Origin of the sequence: Paenibacillus jilunlii (genome assembly GCF_900102965.1) — a bacterium.
GTDB lineage: Bacteria > Bacillota > Bacilli > Paenibacillales > Paenibacillaceae > Paenibacillus_AQ > Paenibacillus_AQ jilunlii.
On sequence record NZ_FNGM01000004.1, the window covers coordinates 155,244 to 169,788 of the forward strand.

Annotated in this window: 10 protein-coding genes; 9 read left to right on the plus strand and 1 reads right to left on the minus strand. The window is 50.1% G+C overall.

What is annotated here, in order from left to right; all coding sequences use genetic code 11:
* Positions 1 to 84: 84 nt before the first annotated feature.
* The 4 genes from BLQ82_RS10125 to BLQ82_RS10140 all read left to right on the plus strand — a co-directional run bounded on the left by BLQ82_RS10125 (position 85) and on the right by BLQ82_RS10140 (position 4,192).
* Positions 85 to 1,623: an ABC transporter ATP-binding protein gene (locus BLQ82_RS10125; RefSeq protein ID WP_062523925.1), complete on the plus strand. Its 1,539-nt coding sequence runs from the start codon at positions 85 to 87 to the stop codon at positions 1,621 to 1,623.
* A complete protein-coding gene (locus BLQ82_RS10130) occupies positions 1,616 to 2,692 on the plus strand; it encodes an ABC transporter permease (RefSeq protein WP_062523926.1) in 1,077 nt (358 codons plus the stop codon). Before BLQ82_RS10125 ends, BLQ82_RS10130 begins: the two co-directional genes overlap by 8 nt.
* Positions 2,693 to 3,643, plus strand: a complete 951-nt coding sequence (locus BLQ82_RS10135; RefSeq protein ID WP_020427382.1) for an ABC transporter permease — start codon at positions 2,693 to 2,695, stop codon at positions 3,641 to 3,643.
* Positions 3,644 to 3,850: 207 nt separating this feature from the next.
* The gene (locus BLQ82_RS10140; RefSeq protein WP_062523927.1) at positions 3,851 to 4,192 is read left to right on the plus strand and encodes a hypothetical protein; all 342 of its coding nucleotides are present in this window, start codon (positions 3,851 to 3,853) and stop codon (positions 4,190 to 4,192) included.
* Here the strand turns inward: BLQ82_RS10140 and BLQ82_RS10145 are convergent.
* Complete coding sequence (locus BLQ82_RS10145) at positions 4,189 to 4,650, minus strand: GNAT family N-acetyltransferase (protein ID WP_062523928.1); 462 nt, start codon at positions 4,648 to 4,650, stop codon at positions 4,189 to 4,191. The genes BLQ82_RS10140 and BLQ82_RS10145 overlap by 4 nt on opposite strands.
* A 585-nt stretch (positions 4,651 to 5,235) precedes the next feature.
* Here BLQ82_RS10145 and ilvB point away from each other — a divergent pair.
* The 5 genes from ilvB to BLQ82_RS10175 all read left to right on the plus strand — a co-directional run bounded on the left by ilvB (position 5,236) and on the right by BLQ82_RS10175 (position 14,516).
* Entirely contained in the window at positions 5,236 to 6,984 is a 1,749-nt protein-coding gene (gene ilvB, locus BLQ82_RS10155; protein WP_062523930.1) for a biosynthetic-type acetolactate synthase large subunit, read from the plus strand.
* A complete protein-coding gene (gene ilvN / locus BLQ82_RS10160; RefSeq protein WP_020427386.1) occupies positions 6,981 to 7,469 on the plus strand; it encodes an acetolactate synthase small subunit in 489 nt (162 codons plus the stop codon). Before ilvB ends, ilvN begins: the two co-directional genes overlap by 4 nt.
* A gap of 183 nt (positions 7,470 to 7,652) precedes the next feature.
* Positions 7,653 to 8,645 carry a ketol-acid reductoisomerase gene (ilvC, locus tag BLQ82_RS10165; RefSeq protein WP_020427387.1) on the plus strand — a complete coding sequence of 331 codons (993 nt, stop codon included), beginning with the start codon at positions 7,653 to 7,655 and terminating at the stop codon, positions 8,643 to 8,645.
* Between the two features lie 112 nt (positions 8,646 to 8,757).
* A complete protein-coding gene (locus BLQ82_RS10170) occupies positions 8,758 to 10,299 on the plus strand; it encodes a 2-isopropylmalate synthase (RefSeq protein ID WP_062523931.1) in 1,542 nt (513 codons plus the stop codon).
* A gap of 434 nt (positions 10,300 to 10,733) precedes the next feature.
* The gene (locus BLQ82_RS10175; protein ID WP_074648136.1) at positions 10,734 to 14,516 is read left to right on the plus strand and encodes a collagen binding domain-containing protein; all 3,783 of its coding nucleotides are present in this window, start codon (positions 10,734 to 10,736) and stop codon (positions 14,514 to 14,516) included.
* The last annotated feature ends 29 nt before the right edge of the window (positions 14,517 to 14,545 follow it).

Consider the following 14,545-nt stretch of genomic DNA (forward strand, 5'->3'; position numbering starts at 1 on the left):
AATAGGTTTAAAGGGGTACCGTCCTTCAGGGGGCGGTACAGCCGTGTCTATAAGGCAATAATATTCTGTGATGAGGGTGATTCCATGAGTGCTGCGGCTCCTGTCGTAGAGTTGAAGCAAATCACAAAACGCTTTCCCGGTATCGTTGCGAACGACTCAATCAGTCTTACGCTCGAAAAAGGAGAAATTCATGCACTGCTTGGTGAAAACGGAGCAGGCAAATCCACTTTGATGAATATCGTCTTCGGACTGTATCAGCCCGATGAGGGCAGCATCGAAATCGGCGGGAAACCGGTTATTATCGATAACCCCAATAAAGCGATTGAGCTTGGCATTGGAATGGTTCACCAGCATTTCAAGCTTGTAGAGCCTTTTACGGTAACCGAGAACATTGTTCTGGGCATGGAACCGAAAAAAGGCCTTAAAATCGACTATAAATCCGCAGCGGAGCAGGTTCGCAAGCTATCGGAGCAGTATGGCCTTCAAGTCAATCCAAATGCCAAAATTCATGACATTTCGGTCGGCATGCAGCAAAGGGTAGAGATTATGAAGACCCTGTACCGCGGTGCGGATATACTAATATTCGACGAGCCTACCGCTGTGCTAACGCCACAGGAAATTACGGAACTGATGGCGATTATGAAGCGGCTCGTTGCAGAGGGCAAGTCCATCATTCTGATTACACATAAGCTGAAAGAAATCATGGAGATTTCTGACCGGGTTACCATCATCCGCCGGGGCAAAGTTATTGATACTGTGAAGACAGCCGGCACCAATCCCAACGAACTGGCCGAAAAAATGGTCGGACGCGGAGTAACCTTCAAGGTGGACAAGCAGAATCCCCATATTGGCTCAAGCGTGCTTAAGTTGACAAATGTCAGCAGCAAGAGCAAAGAGGGTGTGGCTGTTTTAAATGGCCTCAGCTTTGAGGTGAAGGCTGGCGAGATTCTCGGTATAGCAGGAGTCGACGGCAACGGACAAAGCGAACTGATTCAGGCGATTACGGGGCTTCGTAAGATTGATTCAGGGTCCATCACGGTATCAGGCAAAGAGATTGCCAACCTAAGCCCGCGGAAAGTCTCTGAAATGAACGTTTCCCATATTCCGGAGGACCGTCACAAGCATGGTCTCGTACTGGACTTTACAGTCAGCGAGAATATGGTGCTGGAGACGTATTATAAGAGTCCATACAACCAGAACGGATTTTTGAACAAAGAAATCATTGATCAGCATGCTGAGGATTTGGTCAAGCAGTTTGATGTCCGTACGCCTTCCATTGAGAACAAAGCGCGCTCCTTGTCAGGCGGCAACCAACAGAAAGCGATTATTGCGCGGGAAATAGACAAAAATCCGACACTGCTGATTGCGGCCCAGCCTACGCGCGGTCTTGATGTCGGCGCAATCGAATTTGTGCAGAAGCAGCTGATTGCCCAGCGGGACCAGGGCAAAGCGGTACTGCTGATTTCTTTTGAACTCGATGAAATCATGAATGTATCCGACAGAATCGCCGTTATTTACGAAGGCCAGATTGTAGGTGAAGTATTCCCGCAGGATACCAACGATCAGGAACTGGGTCTGATGATGGCGGGAAGCTTGAAACGGGGAGGCCATGCGGATGTCTAAACTCAGAAAAATATTTGCGACCGACAGCTACATCGTTCCGCTAGTTGCAATTGTAATGGGCTTTCTGGTGGGAGCTATCGTTATGCTGGTGGGCGGATACGATCCTATCGCCGCATACTCTGCGCTGTTCAAACGCGTATTTGGCAGCCCGTATGATTTTGGTGAGGCTATCCGTGAGATGACACCGCTGATGTTCACAGGACTTGCAGTAGCCTTTGCATTCCGTTCAGGGATGTTTAATATTGGCGCTGACGGTCAAGTACTCATTGGCATGACAGCCGCATCTGTGGTTGGCATCAAGTTTGCCGGGGCCTTGCCGAACTTCGTGCTTGTACCGCTGGCTGTTATTATTGCTGGAGTCTGTGGCGGCCTCTGGGCAGGCATTGCCGGCTACCTGAAAGCGAAACGTGGAATCAATGAAGTTATTACTACCATCATGCTCAACTGGGTTGCGCTGTTCCTGTCTAACTATATTGTCAGATCCTTTCTGCTGCTTCAAGGGCAGAACCGCTCTGAAGATATTCCGGCTTCGCTCTCAATGACATTTCTGAATTCCGTGTTTGATAATGCCCGGCTCCACTGGGGAACAGCTATCGCGCTTGCTGCAGCAGTGTTCTTCTATGTGTACCTGTGGAAGACCAAACAAGGATATGAAATGCGCGCTGTCGGCCTGAACCCGCATGCCGCTGAATACGCAGGGATGAATGTTGGCCGCAATGTGATTAAGGCCATGTTCATCAGCGGTGTTTTTGCCGGTCTTGCCGGCGCAGGGGAAGTGCTTGGCGTGTTCCACTATCAATCTGTGTTTGCGGCCTCCCCGGGTTATGGCTTTGACGGCATTGCTGTTGCTTTGCTCGGCTTGACACATCCGCTTGGAGTGATTTTGGCTGCGATTCTCTATGGTACGCTGACCTATGGATCAGCGGGAATGAGCTTTGGCGCAGATGTTCCTCCTGAGCTCATCCGAATCGTTATTGGTTCAATTATTTTCTTCATAGCGGCACAAGGAATTGTGCGCTGGGTACTCAAGCCGTTCTACTTCAAGCGCAAGAAAGAGAAGGTGTTATAGATGGAGATATTAGGCCAATTGCTCAATACAACGCTAGTTTTTTCCACAGCGCTGATATTTGCCGCCCTCGGTGGCATCTTCTCTGAACGTTCCGGTGTCGTAAATATTGGACTTGAAGGCTTGATGATGTTCGGTGCCTTTGCCGCAGCCGTAGGCGGATATTACGCTCAGGATGCCGGTATGGGGGACTGGGCTCCATGGATCGGCGTATTGTGTGCAATGGTTGTAGGCGTGCTTGGCGCGCTCATTCATGCGGTGGCGTCGATTACATTCAAGGCGGATCAGACGATTAGCGGTACGGTCATCAACTTTCTGGCTGCGGGCAGCACACTTTATGTAGTCAAGCTGATCTTTGAGGGAGCCGGCGAAACGCCGCTGCTGGATGGGTTCAATAAAGTGGCCATTCCTGGACTCTCCAAGATTCCGGTCATCGGTGAGGGAATATTCAATTCCTATCCCACGACATATCTTGCGATTATATTGGTTATTGTGATTTATTTTGTGCTCTTCAAAACTCCGTTTGGCCTTCGTCTGCGTTCTGTAGGTGAGCATCCAAGTGCTGCAGATACACTCGGTGTCAACGTAAACCGGATGAGGTATATCGGAGTTATGCTGAGCGGACTGCTGGCTGGTATTGGCGGAGCGACCATTACGCTTACGACCACGGGCACCTTTGCGCACAACACGGTTTCCGGTCAGGGGTTTATCGCTATTGCAGCGATGATCTTCGGGAAATGGAATCCGCTTGGCGCTTTTGGAGCAGCCGTATTCTTCGGACTGTCCCAGGCGATCCGCAACTATGTCCAGTTGTTCGAATGGTCCAAAGACATCCCGCAGGAATTTATCTTCATGATTCCTTATGTGTTAACCATTATCGTTCTGGTGAGTGCGGTTGGACGTTCTTCGGCTCCCAAGGCATTGGGCGAACCTTACGACCCAAGCAAACGCTAGAGGGTACTATTCTCTGCTAGAACAAGCATGTATAACGCATTTCCGGTCTTTTCCGGGAATGCGTTTTTTTGTTGAAGCCGCTAGTGAGGCTTACAGGGACAGGTGTACAGGCGAAGCGTTATGCGTGCGAATAGACTGTTGTGAAGATGAAACTTTAGCGCAGTTTGCAGCGGGTTTTATTGAGTCTTCATATTTAGGAGGGATAATATGGCACAGCCGGTGACGAAGAAACAGGTGATGAAGCTGGTAGGCAAAAATATTGTCGCAGTGAAAAAGGATGGCACCAACGTGTCGGGCAAGCTGCTCCGCGTGTCGGGCAACCGTCTGGTTTTACAACGGATCAGCGGTAAAAAAGTGCAAACCAAAGCACTGATTCCGCTGGTGCTGTTTGATTTGCTGGCCGTGGGTACGGCTCCTTATGCATACGGCGGAGGCTACGGTTATGGAGGAGCCCCTGGCCCTTACGGCGGGTATGGGCCAGGCCCAGTACCTGGACCCTATGGCGGCTACGGACCTGGATATGGCGTTCCGCCGTTTGGCTTCTTTTAAGCTCTGAATCTATTGGCTAACAGTTTTTCGAACTCATAGCAGAAGTTTTGCGGTTGATAACGGGCTACGCTGTAGCCCAATTTTTGATAAAAGGAAATGCCTGGCGCATTGCCGGCGTCCACAGATATCTTAGCCCTTAGACAACCGCGTGATAGTGCAAAGCGCTCTGCTCTGTCCATGAGCATATTCCCCCAGCGTTTGCGTCTCGCGGCAGGGGCTATAGCCAGCATGTCAATATAGAGTAAATCCCCATGCAGCATAAAGTGTACAAATCCCAGCGGATCGCACTCATAATCCGGACAAGCTACAAGGGTGACCCCTTGCCCCAGACGCCGGGGCAGATCTTTTCTGATCTGGTTGATAACGGTCTGTGGAAGATGTGATAACGGAACCAGTTGCTTTTCAATCAAGTCAAGAATCACGGCGTCATCCTGCTTGGGTCTGCGGTAGCGAATCATAAAGCGCCCCCTTCACGCATTGTCGTATATCATATGCTCTGAGGGGTGTGGGCGTTCCGGCAAGGAAAGAACAACATTTTGTGACGATTGCCCAAAAGAAGGGTATTGACTAACCGTGTGAGGAATCATATAATGTGTCTAAACATTTACGAACATAAAGTCATCGGCAATGATGAGGACGAAGTTTTAAGGGCTCTTTTGCTCAGAGAGTGAGAGGAATTGCTGCAACCTCCACCAGAATCCCTTATATACGAGCTCACCTCGGAGCTGTTTTCCTGAAAGGTCCACCGGCAAGAGTGGCGGAATTATTAGGGGGAATCGTTTGGTCCGCGTTAGGGACTTCAGGTACAAAGATTTGGGCCCTGCCTACATCGATGGATTTTTGTATCCTGATAAGGCGTTGCATCGTGAGATGCAATGCAAACATGGGTGGTACCACGGAAGATCAACCTTTCGTCCCTCACGCGCTGTCTTTTGCGCGTGGGAGGCGGAAGGTTTTTTTGTTGCCAGGAACCTTAACAGTTGAATTAATGGACGGTCTGTCATTCCCATATTGAATGTTAACTTTTGAAGGGAGGAATACTGATGAGCGCGCCAACACCTGAAGTGCGGTCTATAGAGCAGTTACGTGAGAAATGGAAGAATCCCGAGGTGATTACGGGTTCTGAAGTCCTGCTGCGCAGTCTTGTAATGGAAGGGGTTGACACTGTCTTCGGATATCCGGGCGGTGCAGTATTGTATATCTATGATGCGCTTCATGGCTTCAAGGATTTCAAGCATATCCTTACACGCCATGAGCAGGGCGCGATTCACGCGGCTGACGGCTATGCCAGAGCAAGCGGCAAAGCGGGTGTGTGTATTGCAACCTCCGGTCCGGGAGCAACCAATCTGGTAACCGGAATCGCGACCGCTTATATGGACTCGGTTCCGCTTGTGGTAATCACCGGCAATGTCTTCTCAAGCCTGATTGGAACCGACGCTTTCCAGGAAGCGGATATTACAGGCATTACGATGCCGATTACGAAGCACAGCTACCTGGTTCGTGATGTTGAAGAACTTCCGCGCGTCATTCATGAAGCTTTCCATATCGCGAACACCGGCCGCAAAGGTCCTGTACTGATCGACATTACGAAGGATGTATCGGCTGCCAAGACACTGTATAGTCCAGTGAAGCAGCAGGGCGTTAACCTCCGCGGCTATAACCCGCGTACGGTTCCGAACAAGCTCCAGCTGGATAAGCTGGTCCGGGCCATTTCGGAGGCGGAACGTCCGATCATTCTTGCAGGCGGCGGGGTGATCTACTCCGGAGCTCACGAAGCAATGTATGAATTCGTGAAGCGGACAGAAATCCCGATTACAACTACATTGCTGGGACTGGGCTGTTATCCGAGTGCGGAAGAGCTGTGGATGGGAATGCCCGGCATGCACGGAACGTATACAGCGAATAATGCCATTCAGCAATGCGATTTGCTCATCAACATCGGGGCCCGGTTCGATGACCGTGTGACCGGTAAGTTGGACGGTTTTGCGCCAAAAGCAAAGATCGTTCATATCGACATCGATCCGGCGGAAATCGGCAAAAACGTGTCGCCTGACATTCCGATTGTCGGAGATGTGAAGACCGTACTGGAGCTGCTGATTCCTGAGGTCAGCCGTGCAGCGAATGCTGATGCCTGGAGAACACAGATTGCCCAGTGGAAGCTGGATTATCCGCTTCGCTACAACGATTCCGAGACAGAGCTCAAACCGCAGTGGGTGATTCAGATGATTAATGACACCACCAAAGGTGAAGCTATTGTTACAACCGATGTTGGACAACACCAGATGTGGGCTGCCCAGTATTACAAGTTCAATCATCCCCGTTCATGGATTACTTCCGGAGGACTTGGAACGATGGGCTTCGGGTTCCCTTCGGCGATCGGAGCGCAAATGGCGCATCCTGAACGGCTGGTTGTTTCCATTAATGGTGACGGCGGCATGCAGATGTGTTCGCAGGAGCTTGCGATCTGCGCGATCCATAATATCCCGGTCAAAATCGTGGTCATCAACAACGAAGTGCTGGGGATGGTCCGGCAGTGGCAGACTCTTATTTACGATAAGCGTTACAGCTATACCGACCTCGCAGGCAGCCCGGATTTCGTAAAGCTGGCTGAAGCATACGGGGTAAAAGGACTTCGGGCAACGAACAAGGAAGAAGCAGGCGCTGCGTGGAAAGAAGCACTGGAAACGCCGGGACCCGTTCTGGTAGAATTCGTTGTTCCTAAGGACGAGAATGTCTACCCGATGGTAACTCAAGGGTCGACCATCGATCAAATGCTGATGGGGGATGAATGACAGTGATGAGACATACGATTGCTGTGCTTGTGAATGACCAGCCGGGCGTGCTGCAGCGGGTGTCAGGCCTGTTCGGCCGCCGTGGCTTCAATATTGAGAGCATCACCGTCGGGCAGTCCGAAGAGGCCGGCCTGTCCCGGATGGTCATCGTTACACTTGGCGACCAGCACACGCTTGAGCAGATTGAGAAGCAGCTCTACAAGCTGATCGATGTGATCAAGGTAGTGGACCTTGGCTCCAAGCCGATGGTTGCCCGTGAGCTGGCACTCATTAAGGTCAAAGCGGAACCAGCCGAACGTCCGGAAATTATGGGTGTTGTTGAAACCTTCCGCGCTTCCGTGGTGGATATCGGCACAACCAGCCTGCTTGTGCAGGTGGTTGGAGATACGCAGAAGATTGATGCCATGATTGAACTGCTTAAGCCTTATGGCATCAAGGAGCTGTCCCGTACCGGTGTTACAGCAATGATCCGGGGAAATGCCTGATCGTTATAATTTGCGGCTTTAACGAATTGCTGCTTGTTAGCATTAATTTGATAAGATGATGGTATGGCAATTCCCGCGAAAGAGCGGGGGCTTGAAGAGCAGCCGGCCCATTTTCAACGCTGAAGGCTCTCTTGAAGCACCCGCTCTTTACGATGGGTCCCAAATTAAAGGAGGATATTGACAATGGCAGTGACAACGTACTATGAACAGGATGCAGAACTTAGTGTACTAAAAGGGAAGACAATTGCAGTAATCGGGTACGGCAGCCAAGGGCATGCCCAGGCACAGAACCTGCGTGACAGCGGTCTTCAGGTTGTCATCGGCCTGCGCGAAGGCAAATCGTTCGAAACCGCCAAGAATGACGGCTTTGAAGTGCTGCCGGTAGCTGAAGCAGTATCCCGTGCGGATGTAGTGCAAATTCTGATGCCAGACGAAACTCAGGCATCCGTCTATAAAAATGAAATCGAACCGAACCTCAAAAACGGCGCGGCGTTAATGTTCTCCCACGGCTTCAACGTTCATTTCGGCCAAATCGTGGCTCCTAAGGATGCGGATGTGCTGCTGGTAGCACCGAAATCCCCGGGCCACATGGTTCGCCGCACTTATGTAGAAGGCTTCGGCGTTCCCGGCCTGATCGCGATTGAACAGAATGCAACGGGCAATGCCCAGGCGATTGGCCTTGCTTATGCCAAGGGCATCGGCTGTACACGTGCAGGGGTTATCGAAACCTCGTTCCGTGAAGAAACCGAAACCGATCTGTTCGGTGAACAGGCAGTTCTGTGCGGCGGCGTATCCGCGCTGATCAAAGCCGGCTTCGAGACGCTTACTGAAGCAGGTTATGCTCCTGAAATGGCATATTTCGAATGTCTGCATGAAATGAAGCTGATTGTAGACCTTGTGTATGAAGGCGGACTTGCTACCATGCGCGATTCGATCAGCAACACTGCTGAGTACGGTGACTATGTAACAGGCCCACGCATCATTACTGACGAAACCAAAAAAGCAATGAAAGCAGTGCTCAGCGATATCCAGCAAGGTAAATTCGCCCGCGACTTTATCCTTGAGAATCAATCCGGCCGTGCATTCCTGACTGCTACCCGCCGCAATGAGGCCGCTCATCCGGTTGAAGTCGTAGGCAGCCAGCTGCGTGAAATGATGCACTGGATTAAGAAATAGGCTCATATACTTACAATGATGAACGTACTATAGTGTGATTCTCAGATGCGGCCGTATTTTGCGGGCCGCATTTGAGGGTTGTAGCACAATCTTGTTGGGGAGGTGCTCAGCTTTGCGGAAAATATATGTATTCGACACGACGCTGCGTGACGGGGAGCAGTCGCCGGGGGTGAACCTCAATACACGGGAAAAGGTAGAGATTGCCTACCAGCTTGAGAAGCTGGGGATCGACCGGATGGAGGCGGGCTTTCCTGCAGCTTCACCAGGGGATCTGGCTGCAGTGAATGCAGTGGCGAGAGCTGTGAAGAATGTAACTCTGATTGGCCTCTCCCGCTCCAGAGAAAGCGACATTGATGCAGTTCGTGAAGCGCTTCAAGGGGCACAAGACCCCTGCATTCATCTGTTCCTGGCGACTTCACCGATTCACCGGCAGCATAAGCTGCGTATGGAAAAGGCCCAGGTGCTGGAGACTGCACAGGCAGCCATCCGTTATGCCAAAAAATATTTCTCCAAGCTGGAATTCTCACTTGAGGATGCCGGCCGCACCGAACGCGACTTCATGGCTGAAATGGTGGCAATGGCGATTCGGGAAGGTGCAAATGTAGTCAATATTCCGGATACTGTAGGCTATCTGAACCCATCAGAATATGGTGCAATCTTCAAGTTTCTTAAGGATACCGTGCCGGATATTGAGAAAGTTCAGCTTAGCGCCCACTGTCATAACGATTTGGGCATGGCTACAGCGAACACGCTCGCTGCCATTCAGAATGGTGCCGACCAGATCGAAGGTACCATCAACGGGATCGGCGAACGTGCGGGGAATACCGCTATTGAAGAAGTAGCATTGGCGCTGGAGACACGCAGCGAGTTTTTTGATGCCAAGACATCCCTGGTGCTGTCCGAAATCTCCCGTACCAGCCGCCTGGTCAGCAAGCTGACAGGCATGGTCGTCCCTGGCAACAAGGCGATTGTGGGGGCGAACGCTTTTGCACATGAGTCCGGAATCCACCAGGACGGCATGCTGAAGGAGAAAACCACCTACGAAATCATGACACCTGAAACCATCGGGCTCAAAGAGAGCAAGCTGGTGCTTGGCAAGCATTCCGGGCGCCATGCGTTCCGCGACAAGCTTAGCGATCTGGGTTATGATCTTTTGGAGGAGGAGCTGAACGTTGCGTTTGCCAAATTCAAGGATCTGGCCGATAAGAAAAAGGAAGTATCTGATGAGGACATTCTGGCGCTGCTGGAGGAAAAACTGATCGATACACCAGAGGTATTCAGCCTGCAGACGATTTATGTTACTTACGGCAATGAGGCCACTCCAACAGCGAAGATAACGATTAAAGGGCCGGAGCCGCAGCCGATTGTTGCGGTTGCTGAAGGCAATGGCTCGGTTGATGCTATCTACAATGCCATTGATCAGGCGACCCGTGAGGAAGTTACGCTGGGCGATTATTCCATCAAGGCCGTGAGCAGAGGCAAAGACGCCCAGGGCGAGGTTCACGTAGTGTTGTCTCAGGGCGAGGTTGCTGCGCAGGGCCGCGGGCTCAGTACCGATATTCTGGAGGCGAGCGCCAGAGCATATCTGAACGCGCTGAACAAACTGCTGGAGAAACGGAAAACCTATACCAGACGTGATCACGCCAACCTGTAAAACCACCGGAGCTAATACAAAGATAGCCTTTCCCGCAACTTTTTACATTTGAATCATTACGCATATTTAAGCTGTTCAGACCGTAGAGGAATCTAGGGTTTGGGCAGCTTTTTTGTCATGTCCGGCAGGTCTGCAAAGGTTTTTATCAGCGATTAATCAGTGATTTTAATTACTAAAAATATTGTCGAATTTGCGAATTTACACGTTTTTTTTGTCTTTTATAAGACATATTTACGAAAAAAGCTATGGATTAGGGCCAATGGGATAGATCTGTTCAGAAATTGTTCAACAGGGGGGAATACAATCAGACATGCACTGGAGAAACGTAATTGAAGGCCAACATACATATCAGTGAATGGGGGATTGACGGGGCAAAATTTTTAACCAACCAAACAATCATAATTTTAGAATCGAAATGGAGGTTTACTGTAACGATGCTCAAAAAAAGAATAGCAGCCATACTCAGTGTTCTTATAATCATAGTACAAACTGCTTACGGGTTTGGCTTCAATACACAAGCACATGCGGCGGAAATTACGGATAATATCATCACCAGCGTGACAATGGCCGTGTATGATAACGGGGTTCCCGTAACCGATGTGGTTTACAAGCAGGGCGCAGAAGTGAAGCTTACTTATGATTGGGAGCTGCCGGATAATACTTATCAGGAAGGGGATACCTACAGTTTCGAGCTGCCGGACCACTTTGTGCTGGCCAGCGACATTATGGGGACACCGCTGCAGGCGGACGGCCTTACTTTGGGACATTTTGATGTGCTTAAGGGTAACCCCAATAAAGTTATCATGACCTTTGGCCAGGATATTGATAAATATTTTGGCGTGCATGGCTCTTTCTCGATTAAAACGAAATTTGATAAAGCCAGCTTTACTGAAACGACTGAGCAGCAGATCGTGTTTCCGGTTAACGGAGGCAACCAGACTGTAACGCTTCATTTTATTCCTGATAATACTTCAATCCTTCAGAAAAGCGGTACTCCTGTGGGGACCAATGCAGGCGGGCTGAATGCGAAGCAGATCACTTGGGCGGTCGACGTGAACAAGGTGCTGTCGAGTGTCTATGGCGCCTCTGTCACGGATGTCCTCCCGGCTGGCCTTGCTTTAACGGACCCGCTGGATGTAAAAATGTATGCGCTGAATGTGAAGCTGGACGGATCGGCGGTACAGGGAGCGGAAATCCCTGCTTCTCAGTATACTGTGACAGATCCTTCCGGAAATCTGAAGGTAGCCTTCAAGCAATCTCCCATAACGAGCGCATACCGTATTCAATTTACTACTGATATTACAGATCTTGCGAAAAAAAGCTTTACCAATGAAGCTTCTTTAAGTGGTACCGGACTGCCGGCATCGAAGTCATCGGCAACGGTCAATGTGGGCTATGGAACACCATTGAAGAAAACCTCCAGTGCATATGATCCTAATACCCAGATCACTACTTGGGAGATTGATTACAATTACAATGAAATACCGATTGCCCAGGCGGATGCTGTGCTGAAGGATTATTTTGACAACACACAGAAGCTGGTGGCAGGTTCTCTGCAGGTATTCCCGGTTAACTTTTTGACGAATGCCGGAGGAACAGTAGGCGACACCCCTGCGGGCAATTATACGCTGATCTCTCCTTCAGCTGCACCTGGCGGGAAAAGCGGCTTTGAGCTGAAGTTCACCAGTGACATCAACAGTGCATACAAAATCAAATACAAGACCCAGGCCATCGGCCGTGTTGAGAAGGATACAACCATCACGAATACCGTTTACTCCGGGGACACTTATGAAACTGGCACACGCGGCATCAATCAGGTGATTATTGCCAAAACGCTGCCAAGCAGCGGTATCGACTATGCCAACAAAAAAGTAAAATGGTCCGTGACCATCAATGCCGACAGCTATCAGATGGATCATGTAGTCGTCAAGGATATTTTCCCTAACAAAGGGCTGAAAATCATCCCTGGCAGCATCGTGGTCAAGAAAGGCGATACAGTGATTACCACGGGCTTCTCGATTGAGAATGAAATACCGGATACCGGTTTTGATGTGAAGTTTAATTCGCAGATTACCGGACCGTACACCATTACTTATGAAACTTATTTTGATAATAAATGGCTCAGCAGCGACTGGTTGACCACGGATGCCAAGTTTGTGAACCAGGCGGCAGTGGAATGGACCAAACCGGGCTCCACGGATGTGAACACCAAAACCGTTACCGCATCCTTTGATCCTCAACCGGCAGAAAAAGCCAACGGCTACAAAAGCGGCTCCTATAATGCATCCGGCAAGGAAATTATCTGGTCCATAGGGGTCAATTATAACCGCAACCCGCTTAACAGCGCCGAGGTAACCGATACTATAGAAGGCAAGCAGGTATATGTTCCGGGGTCTGTAGAAATCTACAATCTGATTGTGGCCAAAAATGGCGACTACAGTCAGGGAACGGCCAAGCTCACTCTTAACACGGATTATACAGTCTCTTACAACGAGACCACGAAGCTGCTTAAAGTGAAGTTCACTAAGAAGATTGAATCTGGATACATCATCCATTTCAAAACAAGCCTAAAGGGAAAATTGGTCGACAGTCCTACAATTACGAATACTGCGAAGCTGTACAATGAAGGCAAGGAGGAATCGAAGGATCTTACGGCTTCGCTGACGATTCCCAAGGCTAATGAATTTGTGCAGAAGAGCGGCAGCCAAAGCAATACTAAGATCAAATGGACCGTCAACATCAACTACAGCCAGTCGTATATCGAAGATGCGGTGGTCACGGATGATCCCAGCGATAATCAAATCCTCCAATCGGATTCTTTCAAGCTCTATGCGACTACGGTAAATCCTGCTGGAGATGTAACAACAACAGGAACACCATTGGTTGATGGAAAAGATTATGAACTGGCAATCACTACGGACCCCGATACCGGAAAACAGCAGTTTGTGCTGAAATTCAAAGCACCTATTGAAAAAGCTTATATTCTGGAGTACGAATCGCTGATTGTAGCGAACAATAACGATAAGGTAACCAACAAAGTCGGGCTGACCGGCAAGAATTCAACAACCATTACGAAGACTAGCACCAAAGATATTACAGTTGCGCTGTCTTCGGCGGATGGAGTGGGCACAGGCACCAGAAAAGCACTGAAAATTATCAAAGCTGACGGTGCGGATCAATCGAAGCTGAGCGGGGCAACCTTTGCGCTGTACCGCAAGTCAGGCTCAAGCGAAGTGCTCTTTAATACTCTTACAACAGATGCCAATGGAGAGGCTGTATTTAAAAACCTGTGGCCGGGTAAGTATCTGCTGCAGGAAATCAGCGCACCTTCCGGATATATTCTGGATTCGGGCAAAAAATCTGTTACTTTCGATTCCACAACAGCCATAGTGGAAGAATTCAAAGTTTATAACCAAAAAGCAGCAACACCAACACCATCAGCAACGCCGACGGCGTCGCCAACGGCATCTCCGGTTGTATCGCCAACGCCGACACCGACTGTGAAGCCAACCGAGACGCCAACTCCGACAGCAACACCAACAGCAACACCGACAGCAACACCGACAGCAACGGCAACACCGACAGCAACGGCAACACCGACAGCAACGCCAACGCCGACTACGCCGCCAGTGATCGACTATTCAACTCCGACACCAGTGACTTCATCGGTGCCCGGAACAGTAGTCACCCCTGGACCATCGGCAACCGAGACGCCAACGCCTACAGCAACACCAACAGGGACACCAGTGGCAACGCCGGCTGCCTCACCGGTACAGACGCCAGCGGTAAGCAGCACACCGGCTGCTCCGCAGCCCACAGCACTCACCACCGTTGAGGATGTTCCTATCGATGGGGAGATTCCATTGGGAGGGGTTCCCGGCATCGGTGAAGAGCCGGCACATGGTACCGTGAAGATTACACCGGATGGCAAATGGACATATACCCCTGATCCCGGTTATACCGGTAAAGACAAATTTACAATTGTCGTTACCGATCAAGACGGCAATGAGGATGAAGTAACTATTGAAGTAGGTGTAGATGAAGTACCGAAGGGTACTGTAACCGGTACACCGGACACTGAGGGGAATGGGCTGCCTGGCCAACTTCCGCAGACCGGAGAAAACAGTCCATTACCGCTTTACTTGACAGGCGGCGGCTTAATGATTCTGGGAGCCGTCATGTCCAGAAGGTTCAAGAACCACAAAAAATCGAAGTAACCATTAACTAAAATTCATTCCAAAGACAC

Coding starts and splice junctions, on each gene's coding strand:
- BLQ82_RS10145 (WP_062523928.1), bottom strand. CDS start 4,650: ATGATTCGCTACCGCAGACCCAAGCAGGATGACGCCGTGATTCTTGAC.
- ilvN (WP_020427386.1), top strand. CDS start 6,981: ATGACAGTGATGAGACATACGATTGCTGTGCTTGTGAATGACCAGCCG.
- BLQ82_RS10175 (WP_074648136.1), top strand. CDS start 10,734: ATGCTCAAAAAAAGAATAGCAGCCATACTCAGTGTTCTTATAATCATA.
- BLQ82_RS10140 (WP_062523927.1), top strand. CDS start 3,851: ATGGCACAGCCGGTGACGAAGAAACAGGTGATGAAGCTGGTAGGCAAA.
- ilvC (WP_020427387.1), top strand. CDS start 7,653: ATGGCAGTGACAACGTACTATGAACAGGATGCAGAACTTAGTGTACTA.
- BLQ82_RS10135 (WP_020427382.1), top strand. CDS start 2,693: ATGGAGATATTAGGCCAATTGCTCAATACAACGCTAGTTTTTTCCACA.
- BLQ82_RS10125 (WP_062523925.1), top strand. CDS start 85: ATGAGTGCTGCGGCTCCTGTCGTAGAGTTGAAGCAAATCACAAAACGC.
- ilvB (WP_062523930.1), top strand. CDS start 5,236: ATGAGCGCGCCAACACCTGAAGTGCGGTCTATAGAGCAGTTACGTGAG.
- BLQ82_RS10130 (WP_062523926.1), top strand. CDS start 1,616: ATGTCTAAACTCAGAAAAATATTTGCGACCGACAGCTACATCGTTCCG.